Source organism: Halorubrum depositum, assembly GCF_007671725.1.
GTDB lineage: Archaea > Halobacteriota > Halobacteria > Halobacteriales > Haloferacaceae > Halorubrum > Halorubrum depositum.
Genome location: NZ_VCNM01000002.1, coordinates 1,199,927 through 1,212,954, shown reverse-complemented (window position 1 = coordinate 1,212,954; position 13,028 = coordinate 1,199,927). Strand labels below are relative to the sequence as shown.

The 13,028-nt window shown below is 69.5% G+C and carries 15 protein-coding genes; 7 read left to right on the top strand and 8 right to left on the bottom strand.

Annotated features, from left to right (window positions below; translation table 11 throughout):
- Nucleotides 1-27: 27 nt before the first annotated feature.
- On the top strand, nucleotides 28-249 hold the full coding sequence (locus tag FGM06_RS13585; RefSeq protein WP_144799768.1) for a DUF7556 family protein: 222 nt from the start codon (nucleotides 28-30) through the stop codon (nucleotides 247-249).
- Nucleotides 250-317: 68 nt separating this feature from the next.
- Here FGM06_RS13585 and FGM06_RS13580 read toward each other — a convergent pair whose 3' ends face one another.
- The 3 genes from FGM06_RS13580 to FGM06_RS13570 all read right to left on the bottom strand — a co-directional run bounded on the left by FGM06_RS13580 (nucleotide 318) and on the right by FGM06_RS13570 (nucleotide 3,526).
- Nucleotides 318-1,223: a ketopantoate reductase family protein gene (locus tag FGM06_RS13580; protein WP_144799767.1), complete on the bottom strand. Its 906-nt coding sequence runs from the start codon at nucleotides 1,221-1,223 to the stop codon at nucleotides 318-320.
- 99 nt (nucleotides 1,224-1,322) lie between these two features.
- Complete coding sequence (locus FGM06_RS13575) at nucleotides 1,323-2,570, bottom strand: threonine synthase (RefSeq protein WP_144799766.1); 1,248 nt, start codon at nucleotides 2,568-2,570, stop codon at nucleotides 1,323-1,325.
- A complete protein-coding gene (locus FGM06_RS13570) occupies nucleotides 2,570-3,526 on the bottom strand; it encodes a succinylglutamate desuccinylase/aspartoacylase family protein (protein WP_144799765.1) in 957 nt (318 codons plus the stop codon). Before FGM06_RS13570 ends, FGM06_RS13575 begins: the two co-directional genes overlap by 1 nt.
- 203 nt (nucleotides 3,527-3,729) lie before the next feature.
- On the opposite strand from FGM06_RS13570, the gene FGM06_RS13565 reads away from it, so the two are divergent.
- On the top strand, nucleotides 3,730-5,856 hold the full coding sequence (locus FGM06_RS13565; protein ID WP_144799764.1) for a caspase family protein: 2,127 nt from the start codon (nucleotides 3,730-3,732) through the stop codon (nucleotides 5,854-5,856).
- Here FGM06_RS13565 and FGM06_RS16370 read toward each other — a convergent pair whose 3' ends face one another.
- Complete coding sequence (locus FGM06_RS16370) at nucleotides 5,857-5,988, bottom strand: DUF7503 family protein (protein WP_277752405.1); 132 nt, start codon at nucleotides 5,986-5,988, stop codon at nucleotides 5,857-5,859. It lies immediately after the preceding gene.
- A gap of 179 nt (nucleotides 5,989-6,167) precedes the next feature.
- Here FGM06_RS16370 and FGM06_RS13560 point away from each other — a divergent pair, with 179 nt between their 5' ends.
- The 3 genes from FGM06_RS13560 (at nucleotide 6,168) to FGM06_RS13550 (ending at nucleotide 8,687) form a co-directional block, all read left to right on the top strand.
- Entirely contained in the window at nucleotides 6,168-7,514 is a 1,347-nt protein-coding gene (locus tag FGM06_RS13560) for an MFS transporter (RefSeq protein ID WP_144799763.1), read from the top strand.
- Between the two features lie 81 nt (nucleotides 7,515-7,595).
- The gene (locus tag FGM06_RS13555; RefSeq protein ID WP_144799762.1) at nucleotides 7,596-7,844 is read left to right on the top strand and encodes a hypothetical protein; all 249 of its coding nucleotides are present in this window, start codon (nucleotides 7,596-7,598) and stop codon (nucleotides 7,842-7,844) included.
- Nucleotides 7,845-7,889: 45 nt separating this feature from the next.
- Nucleotides 7,890-8,687 (top strand): helix-turn-helix transcriptional regulator, encoded by a 798-nt coding sequence (locus FGM06_RS13550; RefSeq protein WP_144799761.1) that lies wholly within the window; start codon nucleotides 7,890-7,892, stop codon nucleotides 8,685-8,687.
- A gap of 10 nt (nucleotides 8,688-8,697) precedes the next feature.
- Here the strand turns inward: FGM06_RS13550 and FGM06_RS16365 are convergent, their stop codons facing one another.
- The gene (locus tag FGM06_RS16365) at nucleotides 8,698-8,823 is read right to left on the bottom strand and encodes a hypothetical protein (RefSeq protein ID WP_277752404.1); all 126 of its coding nucleotides are present in this window, start codon (nucleotides 8,821-8,823) and stop codon (nucleotides 8,698-8,700) included.
- 113 nt (nucleotides 8,824-8,936) lie between these two features.
- Nucleotides 8,937-9,473 (bottom strand): inorganic diphosphatase, encoded by a 537-nt coding sequence (locus FGM06_RS13545; protein ID WP_144799760.1) that lies wholly within the window; start codon nucleotides 9,471-9,473, stop codon nucleotides 8,937-8,939.
- A 349-nt stretch (nucleotides 9,474-9,822) separates the two neighbouring features.
- On the opposite strand from FGM06_RS13545, the gene FGM06_RS13540 reads away from it, so the two are divergent.
- Nucleotides 9,823-10,182 carry a PadR family transcriptional regulator gene (locus FGM06_RS13540; RefSeq protein WP_144799759.1) on the top strand — a complete coding sequence of 120 codons (360 nt, stop codon included), beginning with the start codon at nucleotides 9,823-9,825 and terminating at the stop codon, nucleotides 10,180-10,182.
- A gap of 203 nt (nucleotides 10,183-10,385) precedes the next feature.
- Here the strand turns inward: FGM06_RS13540 and FGM06_RS13535 are convergent, their stop codons facing one another.
- On the bottom strand, nucleotides 10,386-11,069 hold the full coding sequence (locus FGM06_RS13535; RefSeq protein WP_144799758.1) for a DUF7108 domain-containing protein: 684 nt from the start codon (nucleotides 11,067-11,069) through the stop codon (nucleotides 10,386-10,388).
- Nucleotides 11,056-11,652, bottom strand: a complete 597-nt coding sequence (gene rnhA / locus FGM06_RS13530) for a ribonuclease HI (RefSeq protein ID WP_144799757.1) — start codon at nucleotides 11,650-11,652, stop codon at nucleotides 11,056-11,058. The genes FGM06_RS13535 and rnhA overlap by 14 nt, the downstream gene beginning before the upstream one ends.
- 347 nt (nucleotides 11,653-11,999) lie before the next feature.
- Here rnhA and FGM06_RS13525 point away from each other — a divergent pair, with 347 nt between their 5' ends.
- The gene (locus FGM06_RS13525) at nucleotides 12,000-12,992 is read left to right on the top strand and encodes a transcription initiation factor IIB (RefSeq protein ID WP_144799756.1); all 993 of its coding nucleotides are present in this window, start codon (nucleotides 12,000-12,002) and stop codon (nucleotides 12,990-12,992) included.
- Nucleotides 12,993-13,028: the final 36 nt, after the last annotated feature.

Below are 13,028 nucleotides of genomic sequence, written 5' to 3'. Positions count from 1 at the left end.
TATACCTACTGTGAACAATTAACAATCATGTCACGGAGTTCCACTCCTTGGGACGACCCGGACCCCGATCACCGTCCGACGGCGCTGCCCGCGGATCCGACGCTCGACGCCGACGATTCCCCGGACATCATGGCGTCGATCGACTCGTCGGCGTCGCGACCGGAGCTCGTGATCGCGGACGTCTCGCGGGAGAACGCGTGGGTCTCGGTGGACGAGACCGACGCGACCGTCCTCGAGGAGTGGTGTTGACCCGGTAACCGTTCGACTGCGGCCGCGCCGCCGGCGGCCGGCGGCTCCCACCGCACACCTCGCCGCCGTCAGGCGGACTCGCGGACCCCTTCTCCGAGTTCCCACGCCCGTATCAGCGACGCGAGGGTCCGACACGTCGGCGCCGCGGTCCCGAAGCGGTCGGCGCGGTCGGCGACGGCGCCGTATATCGCGTCGATCTCGGTCCGACGCCCCGCGGCGACGTCCTCGTGCATCGACGAGCGGTTGGCGGCGGTGTCGGCGGCGACCCGCTCGACGGCGGCGACCGCCTCGTCCTCGCCGAGAGCGACGCCGTCGGCGCGCGCGACGCGAGCCACCTCGCGGGCCGCCTCGCGCGCGACCTCGCCGCCCGGCCCGTCGAGCGTCGCGCCGTTCGAGAGGCGCGCGAGCGCCGAGGGGCCGTTGATCCCCGCGTTGACCGCGAGCTTCTCGTACCGGCGCCGGGGCATGTCCGCGGCGACCGTCGTCTCGATCCCGGCCTCGTCGAACGCGCCGCCGACGCGCTCCGCGAGCGGGTCCCGACCGCCGGCGAGCGAGCCGACGACGACCTCGCCGACCCCCGTACACGTCACCCGCCCGGGCTCGGCGAGCAGGGCGCCGTAGCTCGCGGTGCCGGCGAGCACGGTCGGGTCGAGCGCGGCGACGAGCCGCTCCTCGGTGAGCCCGTTCTGGAGTGAGCAGACCGCGTCGTACTCGCCGGTCGCGAACGCCCGCGCCGCCGCGTCCGTGTCGTACGCCTTCGTCGTGACGAGGGCGAGGTCGGCGCTGCGGTGCGTCCCGTCGGTGAGCGCCCGGGGGTGCACGTGGGCGTCGATCTCCCCGTCGATCCGGAGCCCGTCCTCCCGGATCCGCCGCATGTGCGGGTCGCGCCCGACGAGGGTGACGTCGTGGCTACGGGCCAACAGCCCGCCGATCAGGCCGCCGAGCGCGCCGGCGCCGTAGACGAGGACCTCCATGTGCGCTCCCACGGGGCGCGACTGAAAAGGGGTGACGGTGCGAGGGGCGGCGGACCGCGACGGGGGCGTGCCGCCGACGGCGACGAACCGCAGACGGGATCAGCCCTTCAGCCCGCTGCCGGTCAGGGGGACGACCACGTCGTCGTCGGGCGCGAGGACCCCGCGCTCGCGGAGCGCGCGGAGCGCGGCCGGCGCGACGGCGCAGGTCGGCTCGGTGTAGAAGCCCGCCCGGTGGAGCCGGTCGAGCTCGCGCTCCGCCGCCGACTCCGTCACTGCGAGCGCGTCGCCGTCGGTCTCGGCGAGGGCGTCGAGGATCTCCGCCCGACGAACCGGCTCCGCGATCTGGATCCCGTCGGCGGCGTCGTTGACGCGCCCGTCGGGGTCGGCCGCGTCCGGTCCGTGCAGTTCCCGGACTATCGGAGCGACGCCGGCCGCCTGCGCGCCGAACAGCCGCGGGACCGAATCGGTCCAGCCGGCGCGTTCGAGCCGCCGGAACCCTCGGTACGCGCCGAGGAACAGGGTGCCGTGGCCGAGGGGGGTGACGACCGCGTCCGGGGCTTCCCAGCCGCGCTGGGCGGCGATCTCGTAGGCGACCGTGGCCGTCCCCTCGAAGAAGGCCGGGTTCCAGGCGTGGCTGGCGTACCAGGCGGCCGCCTCGGATCTCCCGCCCTCCTCGCCCCCGCCGCTCCCTTCGGCCCCGTCCGCGCCGAGCGCGGCGACGCAGGCGTCGGTCACGTCAGCGCGGCTCCCCTCGATCCGGACCGGTTCCGCGCCCGCGCGGCGGATCGCGCGGAGCTTCGACTCCTTGACGTCGGCCGGGACGTACACCGCGGCGTCGATCCCCGCTCGGGCCGCGTACGTCGCGATCGCCGCGCCGGCGTTGCCGGAGGAGTCCTCGACGACCCGGCCGACGCCGAGTTCGCGGGCCCGCGTGAGAGTCGTCGTCGCGCCGCGGTCCTTGAACGAGCCGGTGGGGAAGACGTACTCCAGCTTGAACTCGGCGTTCCACGGAGACGCGTCGGCGCCGCGCTCGTCCCTGTCGACCGCGGCGGCTCCCGGTCCGTCGGCGTCGACGAGCGGCGTCATTCCCTCGCCGAGCGTCACCCGGTCGGCGGGGTCGTCGCCGACCGCGAGGAACTCGGCGAACGCCCAGAGCCCGTCGCGGGCGTCGACCCGATCTGGCGGCGATCCGTCCGGAATCGGCGGGTCGGCGAAGTTCAGCGGAGCGCCGCACTCGCAGCGCCACCGGTCGGCGACGGTGCGACCGCAGTCGGAGCAGGCGAGTCGTCTCGGGATCGCGCCGCTCTCGCCCCCGTCTTCTCCCGCCGGGTCGTCGTCGGGAGGCATCAGTAGCGGTCGACGTTGGTGCCGACCGAGCAGACGTACTCGCCGGCGGCGACCTGCGGGAGCCGCCGGGTGCGCCAGAAGATCCCGTCGTCGTCGGCGGTCACCCGCCCTTTCAGCTCGCCGAAGGTGTCGGTCACCTCGAAGAGGGCGTCGCCGGCCTCGACGCGCTCGCCGAGGTCGCGCTCGAACCTGACGAGCCCGCCCGCGGGCGACCCGTACTGGTCGAACCCGCGCGCCCGGACCTGCCGTTCGATGTCGACGCCGCCGTCGAGGTAGCCGTAGTGTCTGAGCACGTTGAACACGCCCTCGACGCCGTACCGGATCGACTCCTCGTCCCAGCCGACGGCGCCGCCGAGCTCGGGGTCGATCGTCGGGATCCCGTGCTCCGGTCCCGCCCGCGCGAGCTGGCCGTCCGGGCCCTTGATATCGAGGACGTGCCCGCAGCCGAACACCTTCGCGAGCTCCAGGCAGTCGCCGTGGAGGCGGTGGCGGATCCCGCACCGCACCCGCGTCTCGTTTATCATCCGGCTGGTCGATCCCTGGTGGAGGTCCAGGATGCGGTCCGCGCGCTTCGCCGCCTGGAACGTCGCGTGCGCGATCCGCTCGCTCGTCGTCCCGTCCTCGTCGCCGGGATACCCCCGATTCATCTTCCGGTCGTCGATCGGGTTCCGGTGCTCCGCCACCTGAAAGCCGAAGTAGTTGACGATGCCGACGACGAGGACCGCGCCGGACAGCTCCGTCGGGTCGATACGAGGGACGACGCGGTTGACGACCCCCAGCCCGTTGAGCTCGTCGCCGTCGCTGACCGCCTGCACGTACAGCGTCTCCCCGTCCGTCGCGCCGTTGATGACGGCGACCGGCAGCCGCACGGGGCTCCCGTCCCGCGTCTCCCCCACTTCGAGACGGCCCGTGTCCGTCTCGCCCGGCGGGGCGCGGGCCGTTCCAAGCGTGATCATTACGCGAACGTGGGCCGGGCGCCCCTTTATCCGTTCGGTCCGCGGCGATCACCCGACACAAGCTTTATCGCCGTCTCGGTCGAGAAGTCGGTACCGAAGGTCGCGTTCGCCGAGCGCGCTGAACCGGCCGACGTTCCGCCCGGCCGAAGCCAGTTCCGGCGATCCGGCCCGCCCGACTCGCCGTCGGGCACGGTCCCCAACACATGAGCATCGACATCGACCCGCTACCGGACGACGCCGGACTCACGGTCACGGACCACATCGAGAACACCCAGTTCGAGGTGTACACCGACCGGGCGGTCGAGCCGGTCGAGACTCCTGAGGCGGCGCACTACTTCCCGGTCGACGCCAGCGTCACCGTCGAGACCGCGTCGGTCGAGATCCCCCGGGTCACCATCGTCGAGACGCGCGCCGGCGACGGGACCCTCCTCACCCGAGGCGATGACTACGCGATGCCGTCGGACCGGTACCATGTCGGGATCGACCCCGCGCCGACCAAGTTCTACCTCGCCTTCGAGTCCGGCTTCTCGGTGTCGACGACGGACCGAACCACCCGGATCGACCTCGACGCACCGAGCGAAGTCACGCTCGGGTTCCGGTCGCTCCATCAGGTGCCCGCTGGGACCATTGAGACGCCCACCGACCCCGAATCGCTGATGGAGGCCGTCTCGCTGCTCGGCTCCGCGCTCCAGACGACGAGCCCGGAGCGGTCGTTCCCCACCCTCCGCGGGCACCCGCCGCTGATCGAACCGGGCGACGATCTCCGCGTCCCGGACCGGATCGAGCCGCCGGATTCCGGAATCCGAATCGTCGTACCGCCGGCGTACGAGTATCTCTACCCTGTCGTCTCGCTCGCGTACTACTTCGCGGCCGCCGTCGTCCCCGGGGACGACCCCCGGATCGAGGGCGACGGCTGGAGCCACTCGCTGGAGCCGGACTTCGAGCGCCGGACCGCCGAGGTGCTCCGGCAGTCGTTCCACTTCGACTGTCTCGCCCGCACCGAGGGGTTCTACCCGGTCGACCTCCACGAGCGCGAGACGACCGACCTCGACCTCGACTGGGGCCGCCTGTACGACCTGCCGCTCGCGGAGCGGCTGGGCGAGTACCTCGCGGTCCCCTTCGAACGGGTTGCGCCCGAGCTCCCGCAGTGGACGCTGACGACCGACGTGCGGCCCGACCCCGGCAACGTCGAGATGCTCCCGTTCGTCGCCGGGGAGCTGTCGATCGTCCGGTCGCCCGAGACGGCCAACCCGGTGACCGCCGGCGAGGGCGGCGGCGTCGGATTCCTCCGCGGTCCGGGGACGGAGTCGACTCCGCGCCCGGCGTCGCTCGGTCCGGACGAGTTCGTCCGCGGGAGCGCCGGGACCGAGCCCGTCCGCGGCGAGGCGCCCGCCGACGCCGCCGCCGACCGCGGCGCGGTACCCGCCGACGCCGATTTCGTGCGGCCCGAGCCGGTCGACACCGTCGAGCACGCGTGGGTCGGCGACGGCGTCCCGCTCGACGCCAACAAGGCCACCCTCGACGCGTACCACCGCCGGCTGGAGGCCGGCCAGGTCGAGCAGTCTCGGATCTCCGTGCTCGTCGTCTGCAACGACGAGCAGATGCGCGAGGAGGGGGAGGTCGCCGACCTGTACGGCCTCCGCGACATGGTCCAGTTCGACATCGAGGTGCGCCACGACCTCACCCGCGCGGAGATGCGCGAGGTCCTCGAGTCCGACGTCGACTTCCTCCACTACGTCGGCCACGTCGACCACCGCGGGATGCAGTGTACGGACGACTACCTCGACCTGACCGACGAGGACCTCGACGTCGGCATCAGCGCCTTCCTGCTCAACGCCTGCCAGTCGTACCGCCAGGGCGAGGCCCTCGTCCACCGCGGCTCTCGCGGCGGCATCGTCACCCTCTCCGACGTGGCGAACTCCCCCGCCACCCAGCTCGGTCGTATCATCGCCCGGCTGATGAACGGCGGCTTCAACCTCCGAACGGCGCTTCACGTCGCGAAGCGCGAACTGATCACCGGCCACCAGTACATTGTCGTCGGCGACGGCGGGACGACGATTTGTCAGAGTCGGAGTGGAGCAGCCGCCGTCGTCAATATACATAACGAGGATCCACCGTGGAACTTTTCAGTCAATGTATATCCGAATGGCCCCTACGGTTCTGGAACAATGACAACACCGAATGCAACATCTGAAACATCTAACTACTATGTTCCCGGAGAGATTGATCTAGAGGATGTTAGTAAGTTACAACTACAAAAGTTCCTGAATCTCGAGGTGCTTCCAGTTTTCACGCCTGCTGGGCTAGTTTGGAGCGATGAATTCGGCTGATCAGGGACCGGCCGTTGACGCCAACGCGCCCGCCGACGCGGGCGCCGCCTGCGTCAGCAGGAGGAGCGCGGTGAACAGGACGCCGGCCATCTTCGGGTGCTCTGCCACGTAGTCTGCAACACTTTCGTGCATATTACACAAGATATCGCATGTAATTAAATCACACATTATTGTGCGGCAACTGTTTTTGGATATTTGAATACTCAATTCTTATAAACAAAATCGGCAACGACAGAGACGTTCGGCGTCCGCGTCGCCTCGCTCGGGCGTATCACCGGTGTATTGAAGACCGTTTCGGCGGAGTTATCGGCATGGGAAATGCGGACGACGTCGACCTCCTTGACCCGTTCCGTCAGTTCTTCTCGCTGCGGCGGGACGTCCTCGTCCTGTCGCTCGCGATGTTCGCGTTCAGTCTGGGATTCCAGATGACGAACCGGTACGTCCCGGAGTACATGTCGGCGCTGGGCGCGAGCGCGTTCGTCATCGGGCTGTTCGGGACCGTCGGCAACGTCATCGGCGCGGCCTACCCGTACCCGGGCGGGCGGCTCTCGGACCGGATCGGGTCGCGGGTCGCGCTCACGCTGTTCGGGCTGTTATCGAGCCTCGGATTCGGCGTGTGGCTCGTCGCGCCGACTCTCGGGACCGTGAGGATCGCCGGCGTCGTCTTCGAGCCGTGGATCTGGATCTTCGTCGGGCTCTTCCTCGCGCAGGCGTGGAAGTCGTTCGGCCTCGGCGCGACGTTCGCGATCGTCAAGCAGTCGGTTCCACCGGAGCGGCTGGCGCGCGGGTTCGCGAGCACGGAGGTGTTCCGACGGACCGCGTTCCTGATCGGGCCGCTGATCGCGGCGGGGATCATCCAGTACGCCGCCGACTTCACCGTGAGCTTCCAGTACGTGCTCGCGGTGGCCCTCCTCTTCGGCGTCGTCGCCACCGCGCTCCAGCACGCGCTCTACGACGCCAGCGAGGACACGCTCGGGAAGGAGTTCGAGGGCGTGAGCGAGGTGGTCGCGGACCTCCGGAGCCTCCCGCCCGAGCTCCGCCCGCTGCTCGTCGCCGACACGCTCGTGCGGTTCGCGAACGGGATGGTGTACGTCTTCTTCGTCATCGTGATCACGCAGTTCCTCGAGGTCGGACTCGACGTCGGCCCCCTCTCCCTGTCGCCGGCGGCCTTCTTCGGCGTGCTGTTGGCGATCGAGATGGCGGTCGCGCTCGTCTCCATGCCGCCCGCGGCCCGGGCCGCCGAGCGCGTGGGGCTCAAGCCGGTCGTCGCGCTCGGCTTCCTCGTGTACGCGGTCTTCCCGGCGCTCCTCATCAACGTCCCCGCCGACACTCCCCTGACCGCGCCGCTCGTCGTCGCGCTGTTCGCGTTCTCCGGGCTCCGGTTCGCCGGGCTTCCCGCTCACAAGGCGCTGATCGTCGGCCCCGCCGAGCGCGACACGGGCGGTCGCGTCTCGGGCTCGTATTACCTCCTCCGCAACGCGGTCGTCATCCCGAGCGCGGCGCTCGGCGGCCTGATCTACGGCGGGTTCTCCGTGCCGGGGACCGGGATCTCCGTCGCGGGAGACCCCGTCGTCGCGTTCGGGCTCGCGAGCGCGGTCGGGCTCGTCGGCGTCGCCTACTTCGCGCTGTTCGGCGAGGAGTACGACGCGTACGCCTGACCACCGGCGGCGACGCGCTTCGAGATCACGAGCGACCCGGCCGGCCCGCCGTTTTTTCACCTCCCGCGACCGAGGGCGGGTATGACCGACACCGCCGCCGCGATACGAGACGCGTTCGAACACACCGACTACGACCTCGGCGACGTCGCGGTCAACCGACGGCAGGTGCGCGTCCCGGTGCTGCAAGAGGGGGCCGACCCCGACGCGCTCCGCGCGGTGATCGAGGAGGCGCTCGGCGCGGACGCGGTCGCCGCCCTCACCGTGAGCACGGAGACGATCGACGGAGAGGACACCATCGGCACCGTCGTCTCGTTCCGTCACCGTCCCTGACGCGGTACGATTAAGCGTGCGGTGCTCGTATCTACCGGCCATACGATGACGTCCGACGACGGACACGACGGCGTACAGTACCTCGCCGGGTCGCCGGTCCGGGTCGCGATCCTCCGGACGCTCCGTCGGGAGCCGCGCCGTCCGGCGGACCTGACGGACGCGGTCGACGCGACTCGGACGACGGTCCAGCGGATCCTCGGCGGGTTCCGCGAGCGCGACTGGGTCGTCAAGCGCGACGCGACCTACCGCGTGACGCCGACGGGAGAACGCGTTCACGACGCGTACGAGTCCCTGCTGGACGAGGTGGAGCTGGCCGATCGCTACGGGGGGTTCGCCGCCGACCTCGAACGCGTGGACGCCGGATTCCCCGCGGAGGCGATCGACGCCGGAGAGCTGACGGTCGCGACGGACCGGAACCCGCTCGCCGCGGTCGACCGGATCACCGAGCTCCTCCGCGGGGGTCGTGACGCCGAGATCCGCGCGGTCTCGCCCGTCGTCATCCAACAGTTCAACCGAGCGGCCGCCGCCGCGCTCGACGCCGGCGCGGAGGTCGAGCTCGTCATCGACCGCGACGTGGTCGAGGCGTCGGTCTCCGATTTCGGACCGGCGACGGACCGCGCGCTCGACGACGACGACGCGGCCGTCTACGTCTCGCCCGAGCCGATCGAGTACGGCGTGTTCAGGCGCGACGACGTCGCCTGCGTGACGGCGTACGACCGCCGGAACAACCCCCGGTGCGTGCTGGAGTCCACGGAGCCGACGGTGGTCGAGTGGGTCGACGACCGGTTCGAGTCGTTCGTCGCCGACGCTCAGCGGCTCTCCGCGGTCCTCGAGAACGCCTGATTCGGGGCGATCACGCCTCGGCGTCCCCGTCGGCGTCATCCGCGGACTCGCGGTCGCCGTCGCGGCGGTCGGGGTCGAAGTTGGCGGGGACGACCGTCGGGTGGTCGATGCCGACGGACGGGGTGCTCGCGCTCATGGCTCTGTCTGGACGTACGCGACGCGACGACTAAAAATTACCCATGGGCATAACGCATGTCGCCCGCGGGTGGGTATATCCGGTGGTTATTCGCTTCGCTCCCGGTTTCGAGACTATTCGCCGAACTCCTCGGCGTACAGGTCCTGCGCGTGTTCGATCGCCGCCTTCGCGGCCGCCTTGTCCTCCCACCCGAGGGTCTCGACCTCCTTGCCGGCCTCGAGGTTCTTGTACGTCGAGAAGAACTCGTCTATCTCGTCGCGGATCTGCTGGGGGATGTCCGCGAGGTCCTCGATGTGGTCGAAGCGGGGGTCCTCGGTGGGCACCGCGATCACCTTGTCGTCCTGCTCGCCGTCGTCGTCCATCTTCATCAGCGCGACGGGGCGGGCCTCGACGACGCAGCCGGGGAACGTCTGGTCCTCGACGAGCACCATCACGTCGAAGGGGTCCTCGTCGTCGTAGTACGACTGCGGGATGAAGCCGTAGTCGTACGGGTAGTGGACGTTCGAGTGAAGCACGCGGTCGAGGACGACGCCGGGGATGTCCTTGTCGTACTCGTACTTGTTCCGCTCGCCCTTGAGACACTCCACGACCGCGTAGATCTCGTCGGGCGCGTCCGGGCCCGTCTCGAGGTCCTCCCAGAGGTTGACCATGTGCCCAGTATTCGGTCCATCGGTAGCAAAGTCCTTTCGGGTTCTCCGCGCCGTCCTCCCGACGATGCGGTATCGGTCGCTCCGCTCCGGACTCGCTTCCCGAAACCGGCGATATGATCTGATTGATCGGTTGTCACATTTCGTTCGAATTTTCCGATTTCTCTAGCAGATCGTCACGGATACGCCGCATCGACCGGTGATCGTTCGGATACGGCGCTCGGTCCGAATCGGTGGTGTCGCATCCGATGACACCGATACCGGCGGGAATCGAGGTGTTTTCCGCGGTTAGATATTTAAATACCGACGAATCTTGAGAAAGGTTATAAGTTCGGCTTCCCTTCAGTTAACCATGTCAGAGGCACAAGCAGTTACTGACACGGAGGCACCGCGGCCGGCGTCGGACCTAACGGCGTTCCAACAGAACATCCTCGCGATCCTGTCGGAGGAGCCCATGTACGGGCTCGCCATCAAGCGCGAGCTGGAGTCGTACTACGGCTCCGAGGTCAACCACGGGCGGCTCTACCCGAACCTCGACGACCTCGTCGCGGACGGGCTCGTCGAGAAGAGCGAGCTCGACAAGCGGACGAACCAGTACGAGCTGACCGAGGCCGGCCACGACGCGGTCCTCGGCCAGCTGGAGTGGGTCCTCGACCGGTTCGTTACCGACGAGGCGCGCGGCGACGAGATCCGCGCGCTCCTCGGCGAGTAACGCCCGAGAACCCCGCGAGACGCACCGGCGCGAAACCGACACCATTCTGGCACACGACGCGCGGTGAAAACCGCGCGCTTCCGACTTCCCGAGCGACGGCGTTGTCGTCGTCGCTGTCGCCCTCGTTGTTGACGGCGCTGTCGTCGTTGACGCGGTTGACGCCGCAGCCATCGTCGACGCCGCGATCGGCGATACGGGTTCGACTACGACTCCTCCGGCCCGTCGACCTCGGCGGCGACCGCCTCGATCACCGCCAGCGACTCCTCGACGGCGTCGAGCTGCTCGTCGCTCGGCCAGCCGTTCCGCGGCAGGTACTCCTCGCGGAACTCCTCGCGTACCTCGGGGGTCGCGTCGTCCACCGCGCGCACGTAGTGGTTGCTCATGAACGCCGCGAAGCTGCGTGCGGTGTCGGCGTGCGTCTCCGCGTGCGCGTCCGCGACCGCGTCGGCGACCGCCTCGTTGTAGGCGGCGATCTCGTCGTATCGGTCGGCGTCGCCCGGTCCGGACAGCGACACCTCGACGGCCCGGTCGGTGGTCTCGATCCGGTCGAGCTGCACCGTCCCGTCCGCCATCCACTCGTCGGGGTACAACACGAGCGTGTCGTCGTCCTCGCGGAGCCGCGGGACGTAGTCGTGGCCCGCGACGAGCTCGTCGCGGCGCTCGCGGTAGAACGCCGCGGCCGCGTCGTCCTCGGTCCGCCGGGCGAGCCGCGTGAGCCGCTCCGCCTCGTCGACGACCTCGACCGGCACGTCCGGGACGCGCTCGCCGCCGGCCGCGCCGCTCTCGGCGTCGTTCTCCTCGTCGCCCGCGGCGTCCGCCTCGGCCGCCATCACCTCTCGCGCCCGTTCCTTCGCCCACTCCGGGGGCTCGTCGTTAGTTCGCGTCATCGAGTGCCTCGTTCGCCAGATCGTCGGCGCGCGCGTTTATCTCCCGCGGAACGTGGCCGATCGACCACCGGTCGAACCGCTCCAACAGCTCTCGGACGCGCACCCGCTTCTCGCGCAGTTCTGGGTCGTTGGCGTCCCACTCGCCGCGCACCTGCTTCACGATCAGCTCCGAGTCGCCGCGGACGTCGATCGCCTCGAAGCCGTACTCGTCGGCGGCCTCCAGCGCCCGGATCAGCGCGGCGTACTCGGCCTGGTTGTTGGTGACCCGCCCGATCCGCTCGCCGCCCTCGGCGACGACGCCGTCGGACGTGACGAGACACCAGCCGACCGCGCCCGGGCCGGGGTTCCCGCGGGAGGCGCCGTCGAAGTAGACGTGCGCGCGGCCGCCCCCATCCCGGAGGAGGTTCGTCAGGCGGGTCGGGTCGCTCCCCTGGACCACGACCTTGTCGTCGTACGCGACGGCGACGGCGCCCTCGCGCTCGGCGCGCCACCGCTCGTGGGCGGTGTTTCCCGTTTCGATCCGGACGCCGGCGTCCTCCAGGCGGGCCCGCGCAGTCGCCGGATCGCAGTCGATCGTCGGCATTCGATCCGAGTCCGTGCTCGCCGGACAAAGGGCTGTCCGTCCGGCTGGGGAGTCGCCGGCGACGGCTCTCCCTATTTAAACAACCGAATATATGGGGACCGAATACGGGGGGGAACGCGTCCCTCCCTCCCGCCGTGGTGACCGGACCGTCGTTCGCGGCGGGCAGACGCACCGCCGAACCGACCGAACGGAGGTGGACCGGACGGTGACCCGCGAGGCCGAAGCGTCGGGACCGACGCGGAACCTTCCGACGGCGCTCGACGCGATCGTCGGCCGGCGGCTCCGCATGACAATTCCTCTCCCTCACGAACTTTTAAGTTAATCCGTTCGGATATTATATAAATGCGATGACACGGCCAACCCGGCAACGGGATCACGACCGGCAGCGTGTGCGGGACGAGGACGCCGACGAGACCGAAACCGACGCCGAGGGGGTCGACGCGGGCGAACTGGACCCCGAGGACTTCGACCCGGAGGAGCTCACGAGGACCGCGGACGGCGAACTGATACACGAGGAGAGCGGGCTCATCGTCGAGGAGGAGCAGATCGATCCCGGCCCGGAGTGGCGCGCGTTCAATCACTCGGAGCGGCAGTCGAAGTCGCGCGTCGGCGCCCCGACGACGAAGACGATGCACGACAAGGGGCTGACGACGACGATCGACTGGAAGGACAAGGACGCGTACGGGCGCTCCATCTCCTCGAAGAAGCGGTCGCAGATGCACCGGCTACGGAAGTGGCAGGAGCGGATCCGGACGAAGGACGCGGGCGAGCGCAACCTCCAGTTCGCGCTCTCGGAGATCGACCGCATGGCCAGCGCGCTCGGCGTCCCCCGTTCCGTCAGGGAGGTCGCCTCAGTTATCTATCGACGCGCGCTCAACGAGGACCTCATCCGCGGGCGGTCGATCGAGGGCGTCTCCACCGCCGCCCTCTACGCCGCCTGTCGCAAGGAGGGGATCCCGCGGTCGCTAGAGGAGATCTCCGACGTCTCCCGGGTCGACCGCAAGGAGATCGGCCGGACGTACCGCTACATCTCCCAGGAGCTCGGCTTAGAGATGCGTCCGGTCGACCCCAAGAAGTACGTGCCTCGCTTCTCCTCCGAGCTCGAGCTGAGCGAGGAGGTCCAGTCGAAGGCCAACGAGATAATCGAGACGACCGCCGAGAAGGGGCTCCTCTCCGGGAAGTCCCCGACCGGGTACGCCGCCGCCGCGATCTACGCGGCCTCCCTTCTGTGTAACGAGAAGAAGACTCAGCGCGAGGTCGCCGACGTCGCGCAGGTGACCGAGGTCACCATCCGTAACCGGTACCAGGAGCAGATCGAAGCGATGGGGATCCACGGGTAGCTCACGCCGAACTGCACCGGGAGGTGCGGAATCGAG